Source organism: Liquorilactobacillus oeni DSM 19972, from assembly GCF_001436275.1.
GTDB classification, from domain to species: domain Bacteria; phylum Bacillota; class Bacilli; order Lactobacillales; family Lactobacillaceae; genus Liquorilactobacillus; species Liquorilactobacillus oeni.
In genome coordinates, this window is sequence record NZ_AZEH01000020.1 from 39,087 (window position 1) to 63,784 (window position 24,698).

The 24,698-nt window shown below is 37.8% G+C and carries 22 protein-coding genes; 3 read left to right on the top strand and 19 right to left on the bottom strand.

Annotated features, from left to right (window positions below):
• Window positions 1–51: 51 nt before the first annotated feature.
• From FD46_RS01310 to helD, 9 genes are all read right to left on the bottom strand, one after another.
• A complete protein-coding gene (locus FD46_RS01310; protein WP_057895383.1) occupies window positions 52–459 on the bottom strand; it encodes a hypothetical protein in 408 nt (135 codons plus the stop codon).
• A 170-nt stretch (window positions 460–629) separates the two neighbouring features.
• Window positions 630–2,024, bottom strand: coding sequence for an amino acid permease (locus FD46_RS01315; RefSeq protein ID WP_057895384.1), 1,395 nt, complete (start codon window positions 2,022–2,024; stop codon window positions 630–632).
• Between the two features lie 184 nt (window positions 2,025–2,208).
• Window positions 2,209–3,456, bottom strand: coding sequence for a sensor histidine kinase (locus FD46_RS01320; protein WP_057895385.1), 1,248 nt, complete (start codon window positions 3,454–3,456; stop codon window positions 2,209–2,211).
• Window positions 3,453–4,139: a response regulator transcription factor gene (locus FD46_RS01325; RefSeq protein ID WP_057895386.1), complete on the bottom strand. Its 687-nt coding sequence runs from the start codon at window positions 4,137–4,139 to the stop codon at window positions 3,453–3,455. The genes FD46_RS01320 and FD46_RS01325 overlap by 4 nt, the downstream gene beginning before the upstream one ends.
• A 14-nt stretch (window positions 4,140–4,153) precedes the next feature.
• Window positions 4,154–4,765: a GTP pyrophosphokinase gene (locus FD46_RS01330; protein ID WP_057895387.1), complete on the bottom strand. Its 612-nt coding sequence runs from the start codon at window positions 4,763–4,765 to the stop codon at window positions 4,154–4,156.
• Window positions 4,766–5,045: 280 nt separating this feature from the next.
• Window positions 5,046–5,636, bottom strand: a complete 591-nt coding sequence (locus FD46_RS01335; protein WP_057895388.1) for a hypothetical protein — start codon at window positions 5,634–5,636, stop codon at window positions 5,046–5,048.
• 556 nt (window positions 5,637–6,192) lie between these two features.
• On the bottom strand, window positions 6,193–7,734 hold the full coding sequence (guaA, locus tag FD46_RS01340; protein ID WP_187329008.1) for a glutamine-hydrolyzing GMP synthase: 1,542 nt from the start codon (window positions 7,732–7,734) through the stop codon (window positions 6,193–6,195).
• A gap of 131 nt (window positions 7,735–7,865) precedes the next feature.
• A complete protein-coding gene (coaA, locus tag FD46_RS01345) occupies window positions 7,866–8,786 on the bottom strand; it encodes a type I pantothenate kinase (protein WP_057895390.1) in 921 nt (306 codons plus the stop codon).
• An 84-nt stretch (window positions 8,787–8,870) separates the two neighbouring features.
• The gene (gene helD / locus FD46_RS01350) at window positions 8,871–11,165 is read right to left on the bottom strand and encodes an RNA polymerase recycling motor HelD (protein WP_057895391.1); all 2,295 of its coding nucleotides are present in this window, start codon (window positions 11,163–11,165) and stop codon (window positions 8,871–8,873) included.
• A 225-nt stretch (window positions 11,166–11,390) separates the two neighbouring features.
• On the opposite strand from helD, the gene FD46_RS01355 reads away from it, so the two are divergent.
• Both FD46_RS01355 and FD46_RS01360 read left to right on the top strand, forming a co-directional pair.
• Window positions 11,391–11,984 carry a VTT domain-containing protein gene (locus FD46_RS01355; RefSeq protein ID WP_235805523.1) on the top strand — a complete coding sequence of 198 codons (594 nt, stop codon included), beginning with the start codon at window positions 11,391–11,393 and terminating at the stop codon, window positions 11,982–11,984.
• A gap of 250 nt (window positions 11,985–12,234) precedes the next feature.
• Entirely contained in the window at window positions 12,235–12,909 is a 675-nt protein-coding gene (locus FD46_RS01360) for a histidine phosphatase family protein (RefSeq protein WP_057895393.1), read from the top strand.
• Window positions 12,910–13,038: 129 nt separating this feature from the next.
• Here the strand turns inward: FD46_RS01360 and FD46_RS01365 are convergent, their stop codons facing one another.
• The 5 genes from FD46_RS01365 to FD46_RS01385 all read right to left on the bottom strand — a co-directional run bounded on the left by FD46_RS01365 (window position 13,039) and on the right by FD46_RS01385 (window position 18,801).
• Window positions 13,039–13,992 (bottom strand): ABC transporter ATP-binding protein, encoded by a 954-nt coding sequence (locus FD46_RS01365; protein WP_057895394.1) that lies wholly within the window; start codon window positions 13,990–13,992, stop codon window positions 13,039–13,041.
• A gap of 22 nt (window positions 13,993–14,014) precedes the next feature.
• A complete protein-coding gene (locus FD46_RS01370) occupies window positions 14,015–15,058 on the bottom strand; it encodes an ABC transporter ATP-binding protein (protein ID WP_057895395.1) in 1,044 nt (347 codons plus the stop codon).
• An 8-nt stretch (window positions 15,059–15,066) separates the two neighbouring features.
• Complete coding sequence (locus FD46_RS01375) at window positions 15,067–16,092, bottom strand: ABC transporter permease (protein WP_057895396.1); 1,026 nt, start codon at window positions 16,090–16,092, stop codon at window positions 15,067–15,069.
• A 5-nt stretch (window positions 16,093–16,097) separates the two neighbouring features.
• Window positions 16,098–17,027, bottom strand: coding sequence for an oligopeptide ABC transporter permease (opp3b, locus tag FD46_RS01380; protein WP_057895397.1), 930 nt, complete (start codon window positions 17,025–17,027; stop codon window positions 16,098–16,100).
• Window positions 17,028–17,172: 145 nt separating this feature from the next.
• Complete coding sequence (locus FD46_RS01385) at window positions 17,173–18,801, bottom strand: peptide ABC transporter substrate-binding protein (RefSeq protein WP_057895398.1); 1,629 nt, start codon at window positions 18,799–18,801, stop codon at window positions 17,173–17,175.
• 355 nt (window positions 18,802–19,156) lie between these two features.
• Here FD46_RS01385 and hflX point away from each other — a divergent pair, with 355 nt between their 5' ends.
• The gene (gene hflX, locus FD46_RS01390) at window positions 19,157–20,410 is read left to right on the top strand and encodes a GTPase HflX (protein WP_057895399.1); all 1,254 of its coding nucleotides are present in this window, start codon (window positions 19,157–19,159) and stop codon (window positions 20,408–20,410) included.
• A gap of 241 nt (window positions 20,411–20,651) precedes the next feature.
• Here hflX and FD46_RS01395 read toward each other — a convergent pair whose 3' ends face one another.
• The 5 genes from FD46_RS01395 to FD46_RS01415 form a co-directional block, all read right to left on the bottom strand.
• Window positions 20,652–21,305 (bottom strand): amino acid ABC transporter permease, encoded by a 654-nt coding sequence (locus FD46_RS01395; protein ID WP_057895400.1) that lies wholly within the window; start codon window positions 21,303–21,305, stop codon window positions 20,652–20,654.
• Window positions 21,306–21,319: 14 nt separating this feature from the next.
• The gene (locus FD46_RS01400; RefSeq protein WP_057895401.1) at window positions 21,320–21,958 is read right to left on the bottom strand and encodes an amino acid ABC transporter permease; all 639 of its coding nucleotides are present in this window, start codon (window positions 21,956–21,958) and stop codon (window positions 21,320–21,322) included.
• Window positions 21,955–22,794 carry a transporter substrate-binding domain-containing protein gene (locus FD46_RS01405; protein WP_057895402.1) on the bottom strand — a complete coding sequence of 280 codons (840 nt, stop codon included), beginning with the start codon at window positions 22,792–22,794 and terminating at the stop codon, window positions 21,955–21,957. The genes FD46_RS01400 and FD46_RS01405 overlap by 4 nt, the downstream gene beginning before the upstream one ends.
• Window positions 22,795–22,806: 12 nt before the next feature.
• Window positions 22,807–23,541, bottom strand: a complete 735-nt coding sequence (locus FD46_RS01410) for an amino acid ABC transporter ATP-binding protein (protein ID WP_057895403.1) — start codon at window positions 23,539–23,541, stop codon at window positions 22,807–22,809.
• Window positions 23,542–23,876: 335 nt separating this feature from the next.
• On the bottom strand, window positions 23,877–24,695 hold the full coding sequence (locus FD46_RS01415; protein ID WP_057895404.1) for a DUF6681 family protein: 819 nt from the start codon (window positions 24,693–24,695) through the stop codon (window positions 23,877–23,879).
• Between the last annotated feature and the right edge of the window lie 3 nt (window positions 24,696–24,698).

Below are 24,698 nucleotides of genomic sequence, written 5' to 3' on the forward strand. Positions count from 1 at the left end.
ATAGCTTTCCTAATCATAAATATTATTAAAAAATGTTCTGGTTTACAAAGTCTATTTTTTACTCTTCTTAATCTTAAGCAAAAGGCTCGCAATAAACCCGGTTATTAGCCCCCAGATAGCGTTTGTAACCAAGATACCGACAATTCCGACTGGATGAGCCAAAGGACCTTGCAAGCGGCCGGTCAAAAGCGTTGACAAAATCCCGCTGAGTAAAATTGCTAATATTCCATATACGATACCTGTACAAATTAGTGTGAAGATGGGACGCAGATCTGCTTTTAAATATACCGCTAATATCCAAATAATTGAAATACCGATTGTAGTAATAATAGGAGTAAGCGACTTACCAAGAGTATCCATTATTCCTAAAATACTCATAAGCGGTCTTATAAGCGCAACAACTGCTAATATCCAAATAAGTCCCCAGTTCAAACTTCTAAACCTGTTGTTGTTTGCCATGCTTTTTCCTACCTTCTTATTTAAAATTTTTACCTCTATATGTTAAATATAGCATATCAATTTCATAAAAGGATGTTTATTCCCTCCTTTGTAAAGACACGTAAAATTTATTTACCTAGTATTTCCCTTGACTAACCGTAATTACCACACAATCTGAGCCGCAACTTCAACTAGTCCTGTTTAAATTTTGCATTCCTATGCCGAATAAGATAAACCAGCGCAGCAATAATTAAAACAAGAGCTCCAACAATTACAGAAATCCTAGTGTCTGGATTAATAAACATAAAGACCACAATGATAATCAACATGATAAAAGCAAAGTAATTGGAATATGGGTAAAAAGGCAGCTTAAACGGATGACTCGTCATCAATTCTTGATTTTCTCGTCGAAAACGAAGCTCAGCCAAAAGAATTACAAACCACGGAATCATCCCTGGCAAGACTGAAGAACTGAAAACTACCACAAACATGTTTGAAACAGATTTGCTGTATATGGCAGTTAAAATGTTAATAAGAAAACCAATTAAAATACCACCGGAAATTCCAAGGATCGCTGCTCCAGGAACTACGCGCTTAGATAAATGTCCAAAAATTTTTGGAGCATCTCCTTCGTGAGCCAATTTGAAGAGCATCCGGCTAGACGAGTAGATTCCAGAATTTGCTCCGGACAAAGCAGCTGTTAAAACCACAAAATTGATAATTGAAGCAGCAGCCGTTATCCCCACTTTTGCAAAGGTTGACACAAATGGAGAACCAACAGCGCTCAGATGATTCCATGGATAGATAGTAACAATTACAAAAATTGCTCCAACATAAAAAATCAGGATCCGAAAGAGTACCGATTTTACTGATTTAACAACTGCATTTTGCGGATCAGCAACTTCTCCAGCCGAAATACCAAGTAATTCAATTCCTTGATAGGAACCGACAATAATCGACATTGAGAAGAAGAAACCCTTAAATCCTCCGGTAAAGAAACCTCCATGAATCCAAAGATTGCTGAAACCGACTGGATGGCCGCCATTTCCAAAGCCAAAGAAGATCACCATGAACCCTAAAAGAATCATTAAAATAATCGTGATTACCTTAATCATCGCAAACCAAAATTCTAACGAGCCATATGCTTTAGCACTGGCAAGGTTCGCAAGCACCAAAAATACGATAATGATCATTCCTGTTATAAAAGGGTTGGCATTTAACCACCAGTACTTGAGATATTCCGTTGCCGCAACAACCTCTGACATCCCGACTACAACGTACTCGAAAATATTTGCCCATTTAGCAAGATATCCGGCTAACGGATGGACATACTCCGAGGCATAATCAGCAAATGACCCTGTGCTAGGATTGATATAAATCATTTCTCCGAGTGCTCTCATCACAATATAAAGTAGTACACCCACAAACATGTAGGCCAAGATTACTGAAGGCCCTGTCCATTTAATTGTTGAAGCCGATCCTAGAAAGAGTCCAACCCCAATTGCTCCCCCTAAGGAAATCATTTCCATCTGGCCAGCTGTCATTGAACGTTGCAGTTTAGGCAAATTATCTGGTTTTTGTTTCATCTTCCCTTTCCTCCAAAAAAAGAGGCCATGACAAAACTCATTCATTGTCGTGGCCGCCAGTCATTTTATCGTTCATATAAAACCTATCACATATTATAATATCACGTTTATCACGTTAAAAATATCTGCTACAGGCATGGTTGCTGCTAGGCAACCCAAACAGTTTGATTTTTCTTACAGCTCTTTACTTAGCCGGTTTAAAGCTGACGCTGAAGAAAATCTGGTTATCGCGGTAACGCACTCCGAACTTTCCCTTGAAAGAAGCTGCCAGACTTCGTGCCATCGAAAGCCCAATTCCAAAGCCCATCTTTTGGCTATTGTGTGATTTATCATCCCTGTAAAAACGTTCAAAAAATTTATTGTAGTTAACACCCTTCCCCTCAGCAAAAGTATTTCCAATTACAAGAGTAACCATTTTTTGCCTTTTATCAGTTGCAAGGTATACTGTCACCATTCCTTCATCATCACAATACTTATTAGCATTATCCAATAAAATGCTACACAGTTCATAAAAGCTATTCTCATCAGCCTTTATTTTCAATCCGGGTGTAATCTTCACTTTAAATGATTTTTTTTCTTGCATAATAACTGATTTAAAACTGCCAACAGCCCGTTCAAGGATCTCTGAGGCATTAACCGGAGCTAAGACAACTTTTGGACGTTCCTCCATCCGGGCCAATGAAATCAAGTTGTTGATAAGAGTTGTCAGCCGGTTTACCTGCTGCTCATTGCTGGTTGTCCATTCAGACTTCCCATTCATCAGCTCTTGCAATTCTGTATTAGCTTTGATAATTGATAATGGTGTTTTCAATTCATGACCGGCGTTTGTAATAAACTCCTTTTGCCGTTTTTCAGCCTGTACAATTGGTCTAATAGCTTTTTTAGAAAAAGCAATTAAAATCAAGGTAAAAAGCAAGAGGCTGATTGCACCAAGAAATATTCCGATCTCTATAATATTATTTGTACTTTCCATAATCACAGATTCATCAAGAAAAACAATATTCGTCTTACCATCTTTTTTGGTTACCTTATATGAATAATCTGACATTAACGAACGGATTGTTCCATTCTTTTTCCCGCTTTTATAAACCTGGTTTCCTAAATCCATAATCGTTTCTCTAGAAATACTAATAATATGGGAATCATCTAAAGCAGTCTGTTCACCGTACTTGTCAAAAGAAATGCTGAAATAACGGTACTGATATAAACTCTCCTGATTAAAGGCCGGTCCAAACCGTCTCTTGACATTTTGCGTGTTAATTTGCGAATTGATTTGTCCGTCATTTTGGGAAAGGATAATAAGGACATTATTGATCTGCTGTTTTGCCCGGTAAGTTGAAATTCCAATAATACTTCCAATCACCGTAAGTAAGACAATGAATAAAGCAGCAGTAGAAATGCCGATAAAACGATAACGAAATTTTTGAATCATGTACGACCCTCCTTACTAGTATTGACTAGTTGATAAGGCCCGCCCTTTTCCCCTTCAATTCCAACATGTGCATTAACTGCTTGCAGCTTTTGACGAAGGTAAGAAATATAAATCCACAGTGTATCTTGGTCAATATCATCATCATTTTCCCACACATGATCAATCAGAATTTCACTAATAATTTTTTTGTTTGCGTTTAAAATAAAAAGATTCAGCAGCTTTGTTTCCTTAGCAGAAAGGCTGATAGAGTTAAAACTTTCCAAACGCTGCTCATTACTGTCAAGCGTAATATCGCCAAAGTTTAAAACACCATTGCCATAGTTTTCAGTGCGCCTTTCTAGAGAACGGATCCGCGCTAATAACTCCTTCAATGAAAAAGGTTTGGTTATGTAGTCGTCCGCACCAGCATCAAGCCCGGTAACCTTATCATCAACCTCAGCCATAGCGGTCAACATAATCACATAAGTCTGATCACCGGAAGCACGAATTTTTTTCAGTGCTTCAACTCCGGTCATTACCGGCATCATAATATCAAAAATCATCAAGTCGTAAACTCCCTGACTAGCTTTCTTTACAGCTTCTTGTCCATTATAAACAGGGACAACATCATAATTTCTGCTATTCAAAGCTGCTACAATAACTCTGGAAAGCTGCTTTTCATCCTCAGCTAATAATATCCGCATGGTAAACAACCTCCTTAACGATTTTCACGAATCAGCTGCCGAATTGTCTGCATTTGAACGTCGCAAGAAGCAAGCTGATCCGCACAACGTTTTAGTTCCTTAACAATTTGTGCTGAATTTTCAATATTGTGTTTATACTTCATTTCATGTTCTAAACTAGCCCACGAATCCATTGCAATCGTTCGCAGCTGAATTTCAACAAAATAACTTCCCGCCATACTGCCATCAATGGCCGGATAAGGAGTAGCAACTTTTAAAATAAGATGATAACTCCGGTAGCCATTAGGCTTTGATCTTGTAATATAATCTTTTTCTTTAACAACAGTACACCAGTCAGCCTGTTTCAAAAGTTCAATGGCACGGTATACATCATCAATAAAGTTGCAGACAATTCGAATTCCAATCGCATCCTTACATTCATAAAGAGCACTTTTGGGTGAAAGGGAGAACCCTTTGCGCTGACACTTATCCATCATGCTATCTTCAGTCTTAATTCTGCCGATCAGGTGCTCGTATAGTTTATTTTTATTATTTTTAATTTCTTTTTGATTAAGGATATCGAGTTTTCCCATAACCTCATCCTTTATTTTTGAGAGATAAGGTTTAAACGAACCGTATATTTCCATAGTTTTCATCCCTTTAAAGTACTAATTAAACATTATAACAGGATTTGCGCCAATTGTTTCTTCAAGCAAAGAGTCTAAATTAAAAAGAGTCTAAATTAAATACCTAAACTCTCAATGCACAAAACAATAACATCAAATTATTAAATTTATGTGAAAAAAGCTTATAGAATAGAAAATTGCTTGATGTTTTATTCTATTAAAATACAATTTAGGTTCTTATTTTATGAATCCATATTGACAAATTTTAAATACTTGCTTCTTTAAACAGTTAAAATGTATTTTATTCAATAGTTCTTTTTTTAAAAAATTCATTCATCTTTGCTGACTTTTGTCTAATAAATATTAGATATGCTATATTAGCAAAGCCTAATAATTCCCACGATTTCCAATCATTACCGGTGGCCTTTAATTTCATAAAAATTGATAGATCTGCTATTATTTCTTTAACTAGTTCATGGGAAAATTTATAAAAAGTAAAACTATCATTAAAATCACCATTTAAAAATAAAGAAATCAAAAATATTAATATCCAACCGATTAAGTACTTTTTACCGCCTTTTGCATATAATGTCTTTTGATAGATATTGGTCTCTTGACTATCCTTATCAAGGAAAAAGTATTTGGATTTTATTTTCACTACTTTAACTTTGAAACTTACACTTTGATAAAAGCCTATACCAATCGCAAAAATAAATAGAACTGCTACACTAAGAGCGTCATTCATATTATTAATATCAAGTTTGGAGATAAATTGATATAAGCAAAATAGAGGTAAAAAAAGAAATCTAATTTTTGTTACTTTAGAAAATTCAAACTGATCGTAAACAAAATATATTACTATTATCAAAGAGATTATTGGAGAATATAACATTGCTGTACCTCCTGAATTTTTAAGTTACTTTCATTAATCAAAAAATAAAAGATTTGTTGACCAAATCAGTTATAGTCGGATTAAGTGCCTCATTAGACATGATGATTTTTGTTGCACTCGAATTGCATGCGATTTTCCATGCCCTTTGGGAGGTACTTACACCTATCTATTCGCTATCCAATTATTTTCTCAAATCATTGGTTACCTTGACTTTTTAAACTTAGCTTAAACTATCACTATCACAAAACCTAGGAATAGACTGAATTAATGAGCGACAAAAGCAAAGTAACTGAATGCAATCCTATCATAACTCTTTGCTTGTTCATTTTTTGTATTCCATTATTATAATGACACGCTTTCACAAAATATTAAATTTTACTTTGACACTTTACCCTTTTATTTCTTAATACTAAATACATATTACACCAAAAAACCTACCTTTTTTATTGGTAGGTTTTTTGGTAAAGAACATTATCCATATTCATTTAAAAGTAATCAGTATCACACTATAAAATAGTACTTTATTGACGTTTACAAGTTAAATTAGTTATACATTTTATTCCCACTCAATTGTTGCCGGCGGCTTCGACGTAATGTCGTAAACTACACGATTGACATGATCTACTTCATTTACTATCCGCACTGAAATTTCTTGTAAAACATCCCACGGAATCTTAGCAAAATCTGCTGTCATCCCATCAATCGAAGTGACGGCACGGATACCGATAGTATAGTCATAGGTCCGACCGTCACCCATTACGCCGACACTGCGGATTCCTGGCAATACCGTAAAGTACTGCCAGATTTCACGCTCAAGACCATGTTTTGCAATTTCTTCGCGCAGGATCAAGTCGCTGTCACGTACAATTTGCAATTTTTCTTCAGTAATTTCACCGATTATTCGAATACCGAGACCAGGACCTGGAAACGGCTGACGCCATACCAATTCAGAAGGCATTCCCAAGCGTTCACCCAGTTCACGAACTTCATCTTTAAAGAGTGTATTCAAGGGTTCGATCAGCTTGAACTTAATGTCTTTCGGCAACCCCCCGACGTTATGATGAGACTTAATTGTCTGGGCAGTATCCGTCCCTGATTCAATCACATCGGTATAAAGGGTGCCCTGTGCCAAAAAATCGATGCCGTCAAGCTTAACAGCTTCATCGTCAAAGACACGGATAAACTCGTTGCCGATAATCTTGCGTTTCTTTTCAGGATCAGAAACTCCGGCAAGCTTGTCTATGAAGCGCTTTTTGGCATCAACCTGAATGATATTCAAGCCGAACTTGCCTTTTAAGCTGTTCATAACCTCTTCAACTTCGCCTTTTCGCAACAGACCGTGATCAACAAAAATACTTGTCAGCTGGGTGCCGATTGCCTTATGCAGCAGCACTCCGACTACAGATGAATCTACTCCGCCAGATAAACCGAGCAGAACTTTTTTATTACCCACTGTTTCACGGATTTTTTGGATTTGCATGTCAATAAAGTCATCCATTGACCAATTGTCTTTTGCTTTGCAAACATCAAAAGCAAAATGGCGCAAGACATCATTACCATATTCAGTATTGCGTACTTCTGGATGGAACTGTAAACCGTAGAATTTCTTTGCTTCATTAGCCATCGCGGAAATCGGGCAATTTTCACTTGTTGCAGCTACCTTAAAACCATCTGGCACTTCAGTCACTAGATCACCGTGGCTCATCCAGACAGTCTGAATGCTTGGAAGATTACGGAAAATTAATTCTTCAGGATCTTTAACCCGAATTTCAGCTTTGCCGTATTCCTTATTAGCCGCACTTTCAACTGTCCCACCGGGAAGCTCATTAGCCATCAGCTGCATCCCATAACAAATCCCTAAGATAGGAATACCCAGCTTAAAGATTTCCGGGTCAACGTGAAAGGCCTTTTCATCATAAACACTATTCGGACCGCCGGAAAAAATAATCCCCTTGGGGGCCATTTTTTTAATCTCCGCAGCCGTCAGCTTATTGGAAAGGAGTTCCGAATAAATACCAAATTCTCGAATTCTACGTGTAATCAATTGATTATACTGGCTTCCAAAATCAAGAACAATAATTTTGTCAAAAGCCTGCATGTCAATGCTTGTCAAGAATGTTCACCTCATTTTGATTTTTACAGTACCGTTATACCAATTATTCTACAGATTGTCTGTGTCATGGTCAACTTAGTTTAGTTTTTGTACAAGATCGGGTCGCAAAGTAAAAACTAATACTTGCGCAAAAACAATTCGTTCACAAGATGGTTTTGGGTCTTATGCAATACCAAGTCGGCACGATTCCTAGTCGGCAGAATATATTCATGCAGGTTTGGACGATTAATTGTCTGCCATACATGACGTGCCATCTTAACAGCTTCACTGCGATTGCCGATCGCGTATGGATAATAGTAATTAGCCGGATCTTTGAAAGCTGTGTCCAGCAGCATATTGAAACGTTCCAGATACCACTCACGTATCAGTTCTTCTTTTGCATCTACGTAAATTGAAAAGTCAAAGAAGTCGCTGACATAGAGCTGCTGATTGCTCGGCAGCTGCAACACATTGATTCCTTCAACCAGCAGAATATCCGGACTTTCAATCAGGTCATATTGATCCGGAATAATATCATAACTCTTATGCGAATACACAGGTGCCTTGGCTGGCAGCCCGTTTTTAATATCGTTGGTAAAAGTTAAAAGGCGGCCCATGTCATAACTTTCAGGAAAACCCTTTCGATGCAGAATATTCCGTCTTTTCAACTCTTTATTAGGATAAATAAAACCATCGGTAGTGATCAGCTGCACCTGTTTATCCGGATAGGTTTCTTGCAGCAGTGTCTGTAACAGCCGCGCAGTTGTGCTCTTGCCGACAGCCACACTCCCAGCAATTCCCAGTATAAAAGGCACTCGATGCGGGGTAATTCCCAAAAAGCTGGCCTGCTTCTTTAAAAGCTCACGTTGTGCTGTCAGATGGATACCTAAAAGATGGACTAACGGTGCATAGACATCGCGAACGTCTTCTAGCGAGATCCGGTCATTGAGCGAACGGATACGAGCTAATTCTGCAGCAGAAAGCGGTACATTATGTTCCTGATAAAGCTCACGCCATTCATCACGTGGAATCTTATAATAGTTGATTTGATTATACATAGTCGGTCTCCAGCATTCATCGCGTAATTTAGTCTAATTATAGCACGCTTTCAGCCGTGCTTTTCTCTATCTTTGCGTGAATACTTACTTTCGCTTATAAAAATCAGCTGAAACCCGGTCGAAAAGCGGTGAAAGCTTCTTTACAGCGAAAATATTAAGCCGATGCATTGCACGTGAACAAATTGTATAAACCAACTGACGCTCATCTTCATTCGCATAGTTCTTTTCATCAGCATTCCACATAATTACAGCATCAAATTCAAGCCCCTTTGCCAAAAAAGCAGGAACAACGATCGTACCAGAGGCCAGACGTTGATTTTCGCTTTTTATCAAAATTGCTCTTTGCCCTGCAGCCTGTAGTTTTTCACTAACTATTTGACACTCCGCAAGCGTTTTGCAGATAACCGCAGTCGTCAGCTGATCTTGTTCATTTTGCTCAAGCTGCGCAACTAATTCTACGGTTAATCTTTTCTCGTCTTCGCCTACATTGATAACCGGCAGATCACCTTGTCGTTCAAAGGACTCTACGGCAGCCCCGTTCAACAGAACCTGTTTTGTAAAATCAGTAATCTGTTTTGTCGAACGGTATGACTTCGTCAGCTGGACCACTTCAATGTTTTTATTTGCAAAAATCTGTCTGAGTTCATCAAGCAAAGTATAACTTTCCTTTTTTGTAAAGATTGCCTGATTCAAGTCTCCCAGCACTGTAAAGCGAGCTCGCGGAAAAGCACTTTGCAAAGCTGCTATCTGAAAAGGAGTATAATCTTGGATCTCGTCAATAAAGACCTGTTTAATATCTGTGTTACCGCGCTTGCCTGTTATTGTGTCATACAAGTCAAGGTATGGGCTGACATCTTCCAGCAGCATCCTGCCTTTTTTCAACAGTGCAAGTGTACCTGCAACTCCTTCTTCCCACTGTGCTGCAATCAATTCATGCTTATCCAGTTCAATTAGGTCTGGCACACTGCGCAAGAAGTGCAGATACTGGGCATTAATATTTAAGAAACGGCTCCGGTTAATATCGCTGTGAATTTTTTTATAGTACTGCATTAAGAAGCGACGCCCTAAGAAGTGCAGTTCTTCGTCATTATTTTCAAAGTTTCGTGGGTGCGTTCCATAGAGCTTGGACAATTCTTTGTTGTCAGCTCCCTGCAAAATATTTTCAACCCATTCAGACGTGGCCTCCTTTTCAATCCTACGGTTAAGCCGTTTTAGCAGTCTTTCCTTAGTAGCATCCAGCCGATTGCGCAAATGATAGTTTTCATTAAAACTATAATAAATCTTTTCAATCACGGTATGGTCGTAGAGTATTTTTCCATTAAGCTTAAGGTCTCTAAAACGCATTCCCCTTTTCTCAAGGAAAGAGGCATAAACTGCAGCAGCTTTAAAAAAGACTACACTATTTTTCAGTTTTTGAATTTTGCTTTCACTTGTTGAAAGCTTTCTTTCAAACCTTTGCTGCAGAGTCTCAACTTTTAATTTTGGCAATCTTCTTTGCGTATATTGATAATAGGTCATCTGTACCATGTTGTGTTCACCGAGTTCCGGGAGAACTTGGTCAATATAATCATTAAACAGTTGATTGGGCGAAAAGAGAATTACCTGGCTTGAAGTCAGATTCCCGCGGTAACGATACAAAAGATACGCAACACGCTGCAAGACAGCCGAAGTTTTGCCGGAGCCAGCTGCTCCTTGGACGAATAACAAATCGGCTTTAGTGTTACGGATAATTTTGTTTTGTTCTTTTTGAATAGTCGTAACAATACTTTTCATCTTGCTGGTAGATGAATCATCTAAAACGTCCAGCAGCATCTGATCGCCGACTACCTCATCTGTATCAAAAATCGTTTTTATCTTTCCGTCTTTCACCAAAAACTGACGCTTTAGTGTTACGTTAACAGTCTGTAACCCATCCGGAGTCTCATAAGAAACATTTCCGAGGCCGCCATCATAATAAACACTGGAAATTGGGGCACGCCAGTCATAGATCAAGAAGTTATCCGGCCGATCAGCAAATGAACCCAGTCCAATATAGATAGACTCTGGTTTGTCTTCGCCCTTTTCTTGAAGATCGATTCTTGCAAAGTAAGGCTTTCCTTCAAGTTTTTGTAAGATATCTAAACGCTGCGTTGCATGTTTCCAGCTGTTCTCACGTTCCTGCAGCAGCTGCTGCTGTTGTCTAATCGTTGTAGCTGTTTCAAATAAACCCGCGTATGAGTCTGTGTTTATCCTTAAATTGTTTGAAAAATCACCTTTGATTTCATGGGTGTCTTTTTGAGCTTTTTTAATTTCACGCCGATTCTTTTCTTCAGCAGCTTTAATCTTGCTGATTACGTCATCCATTCTTTTTTGTTCTTTTCTCTTGGTTGTATTTTCCATAAAACTCCCCCACCCTTAAGGCCACGATATTAGTCATATAATTTTAACATCTTTGCTGTTTGCACTCAATTATGATTCACTCTAAAGCTTAAAAAACGTTAAACAGTGTTCAAAGTACTGGAATCCGGACTATTAAATCGCTAAAATGATTATAAATATAGTAAAGGAAGTGTTGTCTTGATTAGTCAGTTTTTCTTTTATCTTACTCATTTTCACCTATACCTTATGCCGCTAGTCGAGACACTTGGAAGCTGGGTTTATATCACATTATTTATCCTCGTTTTTATGGAAACCGGACTAGTGGTCTTCGCCTTTTTGCCTGGAGAGTCACTGATTATTTTTGCCAGCACGCTGGCCGCAATTACCGGTTCAGCGTTAGACATCCGTATCCTGATTCCGGTTTTCTTCTTTGCTGCTTTGATCGGAGACACAGTTAATTATGAAATTGGACGCAATCTTCACCATCTTTCTTTCTTCCGACGAGTCATCCCGGAAGCAAAACTTGAAAAAGCACGTTCCTACTTTAAAAAACACGGCGGCAAAACTGTTATGTTCGGCAGATTTATTCCATTGATCAGAACCTTTATTCCATTGATCTCTGGGACAGCACGTATGGAATACAAAAAGTTTTGCCTTTACAACTTCTTAGGAGTCCTTATCTGGGTTACATTCGGATCTTGTCTAGGTTACTTCTTTGGACAATTAGATTTTGTTCAGCAGCACTTTTCACTTATCTTCGTGTTATTGGCGCTTATTACTGCAATTCCTGGCGTGCTTATCACACTGTATAAAATGTTAAGAAATAATGTTTCAGCCTGATTTATTAATACTGAGATAGTCCAGCTGGGTCAAAGCTTATTTTTTGGCTCAGCCTTTTTTATTATCTTGCAGCGTTTGTCCAAAACTGTCTGCACCTTCTTTTTAAGGTAGAAATAACTTTTCTACACCATCCTTAAACGTTCAAATTAAGTATAATTTTAAGAAAGCCTTCTTAAAAAGGCTTTTTGTATGTATACTGGTTATGTACCGCATTGGATACTTGTTACAACAGATCATTGGAGGGAACATAATGTCGTTTACCGTTTATTTCGTTCGCCACGGACAAACAATTTTTAATTTTTACAATCGCATGCAGGGTTGGTGTGATTCACCGTTAACTCAGAAAGGAATTGCTGATGCTCATACAGCAGGAATTCACCTTGCAGATAAAAATTTTTCAAACATCTATCATAGTGACACGATGCGAGCCACAAATACATGTAAAATAATTATGAGTGAAAATAAAAAAGAAATCGAAACCTTGCCTAAGCCAGTGGCTCTGCGTAACTTTCGGGAACAGAGTTATGGTTATTTTGAAGGCAATGATTCTACTCAGACTTGGTTGATGGTAGGAGCAAGCCATGGATGCAGGAGCTACCAAGAAATGATCACAAAGTATTCAATCGATGATTCACGTGACTTCATGAGAGCAATAGATCCTTTCCATGATGCAGAAAACAATGAACAGTATTGGAAACGCGTTGATGCGGGTTTTGAATATTTGAACGAACACCAAAAAAACGAAAGCACTGCTCTGGTAGTAAGTCATGGTACAACTATCAGAAGTATCGTAAAACGTTTTGCGCCTGATATTGACGTTGTTACCCAAGGCCCTAAGAATGGCTCCGTCACAAAATTAATTGTTGATGGTAAAAATATTAAAGTAGCTTACTTCAATCACTACCTTGATACTCAAGAATATTAATGTCGCTTCCAAGTCTTATTAAAATTACTTTGTTATAATCACAAAAAAATAATGGATTTCAAAAAATTTGAATTAAAAAAGGGGTTAAGTCAGAGTTTTTGACTTAACCTCTTTTCTATTAAAGTGAAATTACTTTGTAAATTTAGCCGCGCGTTTTTGATACATCGGTAATTCTTCATCAGTACAACGTACAAAACGTTCAGGAACAACTTCATGCAAAGTACGCGGGTTTTCCGGGTGATCGATTTCGCCTGCAGGATCATAGATAATCTGCTTGCGATTACGTTCATACTCCGGATCCGGAACAGGAACGGCCGAAATTAAACTTGCCGTATAATCGTGCAAAGGATGTGTATAGATCTCATCTGAAGGTCCAACCTCAAGCAATTTACCGTAATGCATAACCCCGATTCTATCAGAAATGTACTTAACCATAGAAAGATCATGCGCAATAAAGAGATAAGTTAAACCACGATCTTGCTGCAATTCCTTGAGCAGATTAACAACTTGAGCCTGAATCGAAACATCCAAAGCAGAGATCGGTTCATCAGCAATAATAAATTTAGGCTGAACTGCTAAAGCACGAGCAATTCCGATTCTTTGGCGCTGTCCACCTGAAAATTCATGCGGATAACGACTTGAATGATCTTTGTTCAACCCTACAAGCTCTAATAAATCCTCTACTTTTTTACTACGCTCAGCATCATTCTTAACTAAGTGATGAATATCAATTCCTTCAGCAACAATATCTTTAATCTTCATTCGCGGATTAAGCGAAGCATAAGGATCCTGAAAAATCATCTGCATTTTTCTTCTAAAAGCAAGGGTTTCTTCCTTACTCTTCATTTTACTGATATCTTTTCCATCAAAGATAATCTGTCCATCTGTTGGATTATACAAATGGATAATACTTCTGCCTGTAGTGGTCTTCCCTGAACCGGATTCACCAACAAGTCCGAAAGTTTCACCTTCATATATATCAAAACTTACATCATCGACAGCTTTAACCTCGTCGGATTTGCCCACATTGAAGTATTGTTTAAGATGCTTTACTTCCAGTAATTTCTTTCGCTTTTCTACCATGGGATTTTCTTCCTTCCTAAGCCTAGACTGACTCATGCGCTGTCATCTTAGCAAAAAGCTGGTGACGGCGTACAATTTCTTTCGGTGGTGTAACTTTTGGAGCATCCGGATGCAACAGCCAAGTTGCTGCATAATGAGTGTCAGAGACCTTAAAGAAAGGCGGTTTTTGTTCCACATCAATCTTCATTGCATATGGATTACGAGCCGCAAATGCATCTCCCTTAGGAGGATCCAAAAGATCCGGAGGTGTTCCAGGGATAGCTTCCAGCGTTGTACTGGTAAGCGTCGGCATCGAATTCAAGAGACCCCAAGTGTATGGATGCTGCGGATTGTAAAAGATTTCATCGACTGTGCCGTACTCTACAATCTGGCCTGCATACATAACGGCAACTCTGTCAGCCATTCCAGCAACAACACCTAAATCATGAGTAATAAAAATGATTGAAGTCTCAATTTTAGATTGTAATTCTTTCATCAACTGCAGAATTTGAGCTTGAATAGTAACATCCAGCGCTGTAGTTGGTTCATCAGCAATCAGGATCTCTGGGTAACATACTAAGGCAATCGCTATTACGATTCTTTGACGCTGTCCGCCTGAAAACTGATGAGGATAATCTTTAATTCGTTCTTCAGCATTAGTAATTCCAACCAGCTTTAAAATATCGAGTGCCTGTGCCCAAGCTTTTTTCTTTTCGATTTTTTTATGCTTGATAAGCGGTTCAGCAATCTGCTGCCCAATCTTCATCGTTGGATCAAGCGAAGTCATTGGATCCTGGAAAATCATTGCAATTTCTTTACCACGAATATTTTGCATCTGTTTTTCCGAATTTTTCAGAATATCTTTACCATGATACATAATTGAGCCACCCATAACTTCAGCGTTATTTGCCAGCAGCCCCATAAGACTTTTAGTAGTGACCGACTTACCAGAACCAGATTCCCCTACAATTGCAAGAGTTTCGCCCTTATTAAGGTGGAAACTGACATCTCGAATAGCCTTTACATCACCAGCATAAGTGTGAAAATTAATTTCCAAATTTTTTACATCTAAAATTCTCTCTGCCATTTTACCACCTACCTTCTAGACTTAGGATCAAACGCATCCCGCAGCCCATCACCAAGCAGATTGAATGCAATCATCAAAACACACAAAACAATTGCGGGATACCACATTTGATAAGGCAAAAACTGGAAGTTTTTCTGCCCATCATTTAAAAGAACCCCTAAGGAAGTCTCAGGTGAACTGATCCCAATTCCAATAAAACTCAGAAATGCTTCAAAAAAGATTGCTGTCGGAATTGTATACATCGTCTGAATGATAATAATACTGGAAAGGTTTGGCACTAGATGTTTCCAAGCAATTTTAACTGGCGATTCTCCGAGAGATCTTGCCGCGAGGACATACTCCTGCGACTTGAGCTGCAAGGTTTCTGCTCTGATCATGCGAGCCATCGTTGTCCAGCTTGAAATTGCAATTGCAGCAATAATTGATGTCATACCCGGCTTGAGAACAACCAGCATTAAAACCACAATTACAAGACTTGGTACGGATGAAATGATTTCAATGATTCGCTGCATCACATTATCAGTTCGCCCACCTTTCCAACCGGAAATAATTCCATACGCCACCCCAAGAGTAAGGTCAAAAAAGGTGGCCACTAGTGCAACAATTAATGAAATTTTAGTACCATAAACAATCCTTTGTGCTAATGAATGTCCTAAATAGTCTGTTCCCAAAACGAAATATTTGCCTTTTGGAACGTTATTTTGTTTATATTCATCAACCCATTGCCCAGAGACTTTCAATTTTCCGTTAAATCCATTAATAGGAACTCCGGGAATCTTAGCAGGCAAGTTGGCATACTGAGGTGCAGACTTAACTAATGTTTTGTGATTAATAAAAAAACTTGAACCAAAAGATAAAATCATTAACAATAGAATGATCCAAAAAGAGATCAAAGCACCTTTATTCATCTTTAGACGACGCCAAGCATCCTGTACAAACGTTAACGACGGGGCAGCTATTTTCTCATTATCCGGTTCCTCAGCCTGAGGAAGTGCCTCAAAGCTGTCTGGACTTAATTTGAATTTTTCTTCCATATTGCTTAATCCTCATTTCCGCTTAGTCGAATACGTGGGTCAATAATACCGTAAATAATATCTGTCAGTAAAATGACCGCTACTAACCCTGCTGAAAACAGCATTGTGACACCCATAATAGTCGGATAATCATTAGTTAAAATTGATTTAACAAACTGTTCTCCAATTCCAGGAATCGAAAAGATATTTTCGATTACCATTGAACCAGTCATCAACGCAACTGTGTAAGGCCCGATTAGTGTCACTAATGGAATCAAACTATTACGCAGTGCATGGTGATAGACAATCCCGAATCGGCTTAGTCCCTTAGATTTAGCTAATTCGATATAGTCTGAATTCAAAACATCGACCATTCCAGTTCGAATGAAACGGGCTGTTTCAGCTAATGGGCCAACACCAAGAGCAATCGTCGGCAAAATAGTATAACTGAAGCCGCCCCAGTCTGCAATTGGGAACCAGCCCAGCTTCAGCGCTATGTAGTACTGAAGCAGGACTGCCAAAACGAAGTTAGGCACTGATTTCCCGATGATTGATAAAACTGTACTGGTAGTATCAATCCAAGTATTTCTATTAATCGCAGCAATCGATCCTACAATAACTCCAAAGAAAATCCCAAAAATCATTGCTTGTATACCTAATTGTGCCGAAGCACCAATTCTGCTGGAAATAAGATATGAAACCGGTTGGTTACTAAACTGAAAGGAAGTTCCAAGGTCACCATGAAGCATTCCTAACAGATAAAGCAGATACTGCATCCAAATTGGTTTGTTCAAACCATATTGCTCATTCATAATCTGGATTTGGTGTGGTGTCATCTTTTCCTGATTAGAGTACGGTGTCCCTGGCATAAGCTTCATCAAAAAGAAGGTAATGGTTGCAACCAGGAATAACGTCAATATCATGTAGAAGACACGTTTTAAAAGATATTTACGCATAATTTCTCCCCACAATCTATAGCACAAACTAAAAGATTCAAATATATAGTTACAGAGTACATTATAATTTAATTTACCTCATACGCCAATGGGGGGTTAACAATTTTCAGTTAATCCCCCAATTAGCTCAATGATTTTTTAATTATTAGTCTGCAATGTATGCATCTTTAAAGTTGTAGTTTACACCAGCAGAGTTATAAATAACACCCTTAACTTTTGATTTTACCATTGTAGCAGTAGCTTGTTGATAGAGAGGCGCAATACCTTGATCATTTAATAAGATCTTATGTGCCTGAACCAGATCAGCCCAGCGTTTGTCAGTATTTCCAACATCTGTTGTCTTAGAAGCTTTGATCAGTTTGTCGTACTGAGCATTCTTCCATTTTCCATCATTTTGAGAATTATCTGAAGTAAACAGATCCAAGAAACTGATTGGATCAGCAAAGTCAGCACCCCAACCAGTAACAACTACATCAAAGTTACCTGCTTCAGAACGTGCCAAACGTGTCTTAAATGGTACATTTGCAACGGAAACCTTTGCACCTGGAAGACTTTCTTCAATCTGACTCTGCAAAAATTCAGTTGTATCTTTACCTTTATCTGTATCATCGCTCAAGATTGAGAAGCTCAAATCGCTTACTCCGAGTTCTTTCAATCCCTTTTGCCATAACTGTTTAGCTTCAGCCTTGTCAGTTGCAACTGCATCCTTTACATAAGCCTGATCAGCAAAGTCTTTGCCGTTGTTTTTAGCAAGATCAGCAGAAACATAGCCTTTAGCTACAGTTGAGCCATCTCCAAGTACCTTATTAACAAATTGTTTACGGTTGATTACTAAAGAAAGTGCCTTACGAATATTTTCGTTTTGGAATTCTTTTTTAGTCTGGTTGTATTGCAAGTAGAATGTAGAAGCTGCCTTACGTACAACTAATTGTTTTGAATTAGCTAACTGCTTTGCCTGTTCTGAGCCAAGAACTGCTTCATCCAGCTTGCCTGACTGATACAAGTTATAAGCAGTGGTGTTGCTCTTTGTAACTTTATAATTAATTGCTGAAAGCTTAACGTTCTTCTTGTCCCAGTAGTTATTATTTTTCTTTAAAGTCCAGCTTAAGTTAGAACCAGTCCATTTTGTAAGTTCAAATGGTCCATTATAAACCATATATTTTGAAGCTGTACCATACTTGCTGCCATATTCTTTAACAGCTTTTTCGTTTTGTGGGTAGAAAGATGGGAATCCCATTAAAAGTTTGAAGTATGGAATCTCTTTATCTAAAGTTACGACCAGCTTGTAATTCCCATCGGCCTTAATACCTAATGAAGAAACTGGCTTTTTACCGCTCATAGCATCATCGGCATTGGCGATTCCGCTGAATAAGTAAGCATATTGAGAAGCGGTCTTAGGATTAACCGTTCTTTGCCAACTGTAAACAAAGTCTTTTGCAGTAACCTTATCGCCATTACTCCACTTTGCATCTTTACGTAAAGTAAACGTATATGTCTTGCCATCTTTAGAAACAGCTGTCTTTGTCGCAATTCCAGGTTCGATCTTGTTATCCTTGCCCAAACGATAAAGGCCCTCATTTGTATTATTCAACGTATTGAAACTCACAACATCGGTTGCTTTTGAGAGATCCATCGTTGGTAACTCAGCAGATTCATTCCAATTCAGTGTTTGTTTTGAATCACTGCCTGAACCGCTTTTGGAACCACACGCAGCTAGAAAAACTGCTGAAAGTGCAACCACAGCCCCAAGCTTGGCAAACTTACTTAATTTCATCGCACAACTACTCCTTGTTTTTTGCTTCTTACTGAAACAATTATTTAATGCAGTGTTTAAATTCTATATGAAAATTAAATTAAATACAAGTAGATATTCTTATTTTATTCATAAAAAGTACTTAGAAATGTAACACTTTATTACATCAGGATTAAGTATCCTTAAATAAATGGCCTCACACTTTAAAAAAGAAAGCTTTTAGGGCAAAAACTTTAGAAACAAAAAAAGCAAAGTTATTTTTATTCTTCATTAAAAAACACAAGACCTTAATATTGCCCTTTTTTATTAACTGCACTCTATCTTTAAGAAGATAACTTAATTTAATGTTATAATTTTTGATAAAGGAGATTTTCGCATGACACGAGCAATAATTGCTGGCATTGAAAACCAACAAAAAAACTTTTCCTACTTAATGAAGGAACTTGCACAATTAGCAGAAGCTAATGGCATGGAAACTGTAGCAGACTTCAGTCAAAAAATTGACAAGCCTATAGCAGCAACCTATCTAGGTAAAGGCAAAATTGAAGAAATTGCAAAGGCTGCGCAGCATTATGATGCACAATACTTGATCCTAAATGATGAACTTTCTCCAACTCAGATCAGAAATCTGGAAAAAGAAACTGCACTTTCTGTTCTTGATCGTACAGAATTGATTTTAGAGATCTTTTCTAATCGTGCTCATACCAAAGAGGCTCAGCTTCAGGTCGAAATTGCACGTTTGAAGTATCAATTACCGCGCCTACGCAGTTCTTCAGCTATCAGTATGGACCAGCAAAGTGCCGGTTCTTCAGCTGCTAATCGTGGTGCCGGAGAAACTAAGCTCGAGCTTAACCGTCGGACCATTCAGCATAGAATTGCCTTTTTGAACCGTGAGTTGAAGGCAATTGAAAAGGAATATGATGTTAAAAGCAAATCAAGAAGAGAGTCCGAAGTTCCTAGGGTTGCACTAGTAGGATACACTAACGCTGGAAAATCGACCACGTTGAATGGTCTCATTTCTTTGCTCGGCGGAGAAGAAAAGCAGATGGTGTTTGAAAAAGATATGCTTTTTGCTACTCTTGATACATCAGTGCGCAAATTAACTTTTTCTGATAACAAAACTTTTCTCTTAAGCGATACAGTCGGTTTTGTCAATAAACTTCCCCATACCTTAATTGAAGCTTTTAAGTCAACGCTGGCTGAAGTCCGTGAAGCTGACCTGCTGATCCAAGTAGTTGATATTTCTGATGAAAGTTCAAAAGAAATGATTGAAACTACTAATCGAACTTTAGAAGAAATTGGAGCTGCAAATAAGCCCATGATCTATGCGTATAATAAGGCTGATAAAGCAGGAATTGATTTTCCAAGTATCGAAGGTTTACAAATAACCTATAGTGCAAAAGAAAAATCTTCATTACAGCAGCTCGCAGGTTTAATAAAGGGTTTCCTTTTCAAGGGGTACAAAACATACACCTATTTAATTCCTTATACTCAGGGAAGCTACCTTGAAAAACTTAATGTCCATGCTAATGTCCTCGCTACAGATTACACCCCAGACGGTAGTAAAGTGACAGCAGAGGTTTCTCCAAGGCAAGCAGGCTATTACGCAAAATTTTTGGTAAAAAGTTGAAGCTTACCTGGTTGGAATTTTTAAAGGTACACAGAAGCAGCAACTAAAAAGGCATAAAATAAAACGGTGTTGTAGAAACTTTAAATATTAGCTAAAGAATCGAACTCAAAAAGGAACCATGTCATTTTTTGACATGGTTCCTTTTTGAAGTCTGACTATTCATTAAAAAATATTGATTAACTTCTGACAAGGGTACCTGTATACTGCAAAACAGGTTCTTACCAATTTTTATATATTATAATCAGCCAGTTGTTTTTTCAAGCCGTGCTGCAACAAGTGAAAGAGCATAACAAACGGCAAAGTACATTACTGCTAAAGCCAAAAACATCGGTATCATGTAGCGAGTATTTTGTCCATATATAATCTGTGCACGATACAGCAATTCTGGTAAAACAATGATTGTAGCTAAAGATGTATCTTTAATCAATGAAATAAATTGGCTTACAAGAGGAGGAATCATCTTTTTCAACGCTTGTGGTAAGACAATCACACGCAAAGCCTGCCAGTAGGTCAAACCGTTTGCACGAGCACCCTCCATTTGCCCTGTATCTACAGCTTTTATACCGCTTCTAACTATTTCAGCAATCATGGCCGACTCAAAAACTGTCATTGCAGCGATTGCAGCTGCCAGGGGATTCATTCTAATTCCAATTTTAGGTAATCCAAAATAGGTGAAGAAGATTAAAAGCAGTAACGGCAAATTTCTTATTAAGTCAATCACCACGCCAAACAAGCCAGAGATAAAAGGTGCGCGGATGTAACGGATGATCCCCAAAAAAGAACCGATAATAAAACTTAAAACAATTGAGACTAGTGAAACTTCTATTGTTACCCATAAACCTTCAAGCAAGAAACGAAAATTGATCCATGTATATGCTTCAGCAAAACTTGACATTTAATCCACCTCCCCTAATCCATCTTTTTTTCAAGATAACGCATATAATAACTAAGCGGTAAAGTAATTACTAAATACAAGATACCTACAGCGATATAAGTATTAAAAGTATCAAATGTTGTGGAAGCAATCATATCTCCTTGGTACATCAAATCAAAACCAGCTACAAACGCCAAAACAGAGGAGTTTTTAACCATATTGATAAATTGATTTCCTAAAGGCGGAATAACATACCTGAAAGCTTGAGGTAAAATGATATGACGCATAGCTTGCATAAAAGTCAGTCCGTTTGCACGTGCACCTTCCATCTGTCCTTCGTCAACTGCTTGTATTCCTGCTCGCACAGTTTCTGCAATAAATGCCGAAGTATAAAGAGTTAACCCGATCGTACCAGCTGTAAAACCATCAATTGAAACAATATATTGCGGAACCACTGCGTAAAAGAACATTCCAATTACCAATAAAGGAATATTTCTGAATACTTCTATATATACCCGACCTATGATATGCAGGAAGCGAGATGGAACAGCCTCAAAGATTGCAAATGTAGAGCCAATAATCAAACTGAAAAATAAGGCAATTACACTGCATAACAAAGTATTGCCAAAACCCACTAGTAACTCCTGCCCATGTTGTTGGAAAACACTGATCATTGCTGACTCGCCTCCTTCAAATCAAAACCGGCAACATTTCCAAACCATTTTTGCAACAATTTTTGATATGTGCCGTCTCTTCTCATTTCTGTTATAGCTGCATTAACCTTATTGCGCATTTTGCCTTGACCTTTATCAAAGGCAATACCGTAAGGCTCTTTAGTGAAAGTGCCCCCGACAACGTGATATGCAGGGTTTTCAGAAGCAATCCCGAATAAAATCCCATTATCAGTTGTTAAAGCTTCTCCTTGTCCAGATTTCAAAGCGGTAAATGCTTGTGCATAGTCCTCAAGCTCCAGTACTTTTGCTTTAGGCGCGTATTTTTTAACATTAACAGCCGAAGTCGACCCTTTGACAGCTAAGACAGTTGTACCGTCCTTATTAAGATCTTTGATATTTTTTATCTGACTGCCCTTTTTAACCATCAGTGACTGGCCTGCAGCAAAGTAAATTTGCGAAAAATCAACAATCTTTTCCCGGTCTGGTGTAATTGTCATTGTTGCAATAATCGCATCAATATTTTTGTTCTTCAATAAAGGTATTCTTGTTTTACTAGTTACCTGTACAAACTTTGCGTGCCCGCTTTTTCCCAAAACCTTCTTCGTAATTGCTTTTGCCATATCAATATCAAAACCGCGGATCTGCCCAGATTTAACATCCATTAAACCAAATAATCGAGTGTCTGCCTTCACGCCCCATGTAATTGTATTTGTACTTTTATCTTTTTGCCAAACACTTTGGTTTTGCGCAGAATCTTTTTTATTACCACAAGCATTCAGGGAAAATACCACCAAAATAAGGCACAGCAGTAATAGTAAATTTTTAAGTCGCTTCATTTGTTTTCCCCCTTAATGCTTAATAATTTTACTTAAGAATTGTTGTGCCCGCACTTCTTTTGGTGCTTTAAAGAATTCATCAGCACGATCATTTTCTAAGATTTCTCCATTATCCATAAAAACTACTCTGTCTGCAACTTCTTGTGCAAAGCCCATTTCATGAGTTACAACTACCATAGTCATTCCTTCTTTGGCAATTTTCTTCATAACATTTAAAACATCATCAATCATTTCTGGATCGAGGGCTGAAGTTGGTTCGTCAAATAAAAGTACTTTAGGTTTCATTGCAAGACTGCGTGCAATTGCAACACGCTGTTTTTGTCCGCCTGAAAGTTGCTTAGGATATGATTCCGTCTTATCTGCAACACCAACTGAATCTAATAATCGTAAAGCAATTTCCTTATTTTCTTGTTCAGGGCGTTTCAAGACTAGCCGCGGTGCAAGCATAATATTTTCTAACACAGTTTTATTATCGTACAGATTAAAATGTTGAAATACCATTCCGACATCTTTTCTAATCTTGTTTAAATCAGTATCTTTATCAGAAAGATCCCTATTATTGACCAATAATTGACCGCTGCTGATATCTTCCAAACCGTTAATCGTTCTGATTAAAGTGCTTTTGCCTGAACCTGATGGACCAATGACAACAACAACTTCTCCCTTTTCAACTTTTAGGTTGATCCGTTTCAAAGCATGGAATTTACCATAATATTTCTCAACATCCTTAAATTCGATAATTGGCATTTTCTTCCTCCTGGTAAAGATTAATTTTTGATAATAACTATTCTAATTTTTATTTTAACTTTTAGCAACAAATTACTTTGTAATCCATAGTTAAGTTTTAGCCGTTTTATCAGTAAAATACTTTCTTTTCTTATATGTAACCGCTTGTTTAATACTAAAAACTTTCTTTTCGTAATTTTATAATGATTATATTAAAGAATCTTAACCTTTTAAAAAATATATTACAAGAAACATAATAGGAACTGCAACAAGTTCCTGGCTTGCCACAATTCCTATTACTTCTGTGCACTTATTCGTTTTTCACTGTTCATATTCTGCCAAGCAAATAACTTCAATCAGCCTTTATTGGTCTTTTCACGGTAAACCACTTGAACTCCAAGTCCGAATTCATGATCCTCTTGCATTACTGTTGTTCTTCCCGCAAATTTATACGGTCCGCCATTAATAACCGCAGTAGCAATAAAAATATCGTACTGCTCCATTGCACTTTTTATTGGCATTAGACCTACTTTCCTTATTGCTCCCAGTTCCTTCTTTTGGATAGGGTTAAGCCCGCCAAACAGTACAAGCTCGCCCGAGCGCGCTGCAAGTTCAAAGTACGGCAAAGCGATTGGATCTTTCAAAGCGTTAACATGTTTTTTTGTTTTACGAAGTTCACGAAAAAGCTCATCTTCGTCCAACCCGCCATAATCGAGCTTCAAATAGTCTTGGTTTTGGAGCTGCTCAACTACCGTTCTTAAATTCTTTTTATGCAACGGCTTCATTTCTATTACAGCCGGCATTAGTTTTTCACCATTGAAAAGCCCATTTGTTTGTACAAATCCTGGATTAGGACCTGCATGTTTGCCACGTGGTGTCACTTCTTTGGGCTTCAGCCCAAACTTTTTTTCAAGAAATGGTGAAAAATCAAAGGGCGCCCTTTTTTTAGTGAAATAGTAAAATACGTTTAAATAGGATAAATATAGCAACGCAAAAAAAACCAGAATAAACAAAGCACCGCGGGCAAAGAAGCCATTTGCAAAGAAACGATAAGCTACATATAGCAGGTAAAAGTCCCCTATTGCTCCAAGAATCGTATAAATCTGATTCTTAATCTTGACGTTCATGTTAATGTAGCCAAGATAACTATTAATGATTCCAATAATACTAAACAATTA

Bases quoted from the DNA above. Each gene is read 5' to 3' on its own strand.
- FD46_RS01405 (WP_057895402.1), bottom strand. From the start codon at position 22,794: ATGAAGCGACTTAAAAATTTACTATTACTGCTGTGCCTTATTTTGGTG.
- FD46_RS01320 (WP_057895385.1), bottom strand. From the start codon at position 3,456: ATGATTCAAAAATTTCGTTATCGTTTTATCGGCATTTCTACTGCTGCT.
- FD46_RS01315 (WP_057895384.1), bottom strand. From the start codon at position 2,024: ATGAAACAAAAACCAGATAATTTGCCTAAACTGCAACGTTCAATGACA.
- FD46_RS01335 (WP_057895388.1), bottom strand. From the start codon at position 5,636: ATGTTATATTCTCCAATAATCTCTTTGATAATAGTAATATATTTTGTT.
- hflX (WP_057895399.1), top strand. From the start codon at position 19,157: ATGACACGAGCAATAATTGCTGGCATTGAAAACCAACAAAAAAACTTT.
- FD46_RS01410 (WP_057895403.1), bottom strand. From the start codon at position 23,541: ATGCCAATTATCGAATTTAAGGATGTTGAGAAATATTATGGTAAATTC.
- FD46_RS01360 (WP_057895393.1), top strand. From the start codon at position 12,235: ATGTCGTTTACCGTTTATTTCGTTCGCCACGGACAAACAATTTTTAAT.
- guaA (WP_187329008.1), bottom strand. From the start codon at position 7,734: ATGCAGGCTTTTGACAAAATTATTGTTCTTGATTTTGGAAGCCAGTAT.
- FD46_RS01385 (WP_057895398.1), bottom strand. From the start codon at position 18,801: ATGAAATTAAGTAAGTTTGCCAAGCTTGGGGCTGTGGTTGCACTTTCA.
- coaA (WP_057895390.1), bottom strand. From the start codon at position 8,786: ATGTATAATCAAATCAACTATTATAAGATTCCACGTGATGAATGGCGT.
- FD46_RS01395 (WP_057895400.1), bottom strand. From the start codon at position 21,305: ATGTCAAGTTTTGCTGAAGCATATACATGGATCAATTTTCGTTTCTTG.
- helD (WP_057895391.1), bottom strand. From the start codon at position 11,165: ATGGAAAATACAACCAAGAGAAAAGAACAAAAAAGAATGGATGACGTA.
- FD46_RS01355 (WP_235805523.1), top strand. From the start codon at position 11,391: ATGCCGCTAGTCGAGACACTTGGAAGCTGGGTTTATATCACATTATTT.
- FD46_RS01375 (WP_057895396.1), bottom strand. From the start codon at position 16,092: ATGGAAGAAAAATTCAAATTAAGTCCAGACAGCTTTGAGGCACTTCCT.
- opp3b (WP_057895397.1), bottom strand. From the start codon at position 17,027: ATGCGTAAATATCTTTTAAAACGTGTCTTCTACATGATATTGACGTTA.
- FD46_RS01310 (WP_057895383.1), bottom strand. From the start codon at position 459: ATGGCAAACAACAACAGGTTTAGAAGTTTGAACTGGGGACTTATTTGG.
- FD46_RS01330 (WP_057895387.1), bottom strand. From the start codon at position 4,765: ATGGAAATATACGGTTCGTTTAAACCTTATCTCTCAAAAATAAAGGAT.
- FD46_RS01400 (WP_057895401.1), bottom strand. From the start codon at position 21,958: ATGATCAGTGTTTTCCAACAACATGGGCAGGAGTTACTAGTGGGTTTT.
- FD46_RS01365 (WP_057895394.1), bottom strand. From the start codon at position 13,992: ATGGTAGAAAAGCGAAAGAAATTACTGGAAGTAAAGCATCTTAAACAA.
- FD46_RS01325 (WP_057895386.1), bottom strand. From the start codon at position 4,139: ATGCGGATATTATTAGCTGAGGATGAAAAGCAGCTTTCCAGAGTTATT.
- FD46_RS01370 (WP_057895395.1), bottom strand. From the start codon at position 15,058: ATGGCAGAGAGAATTTTAGATGTAAAAAATTTGGAAATTAATTTTCAC.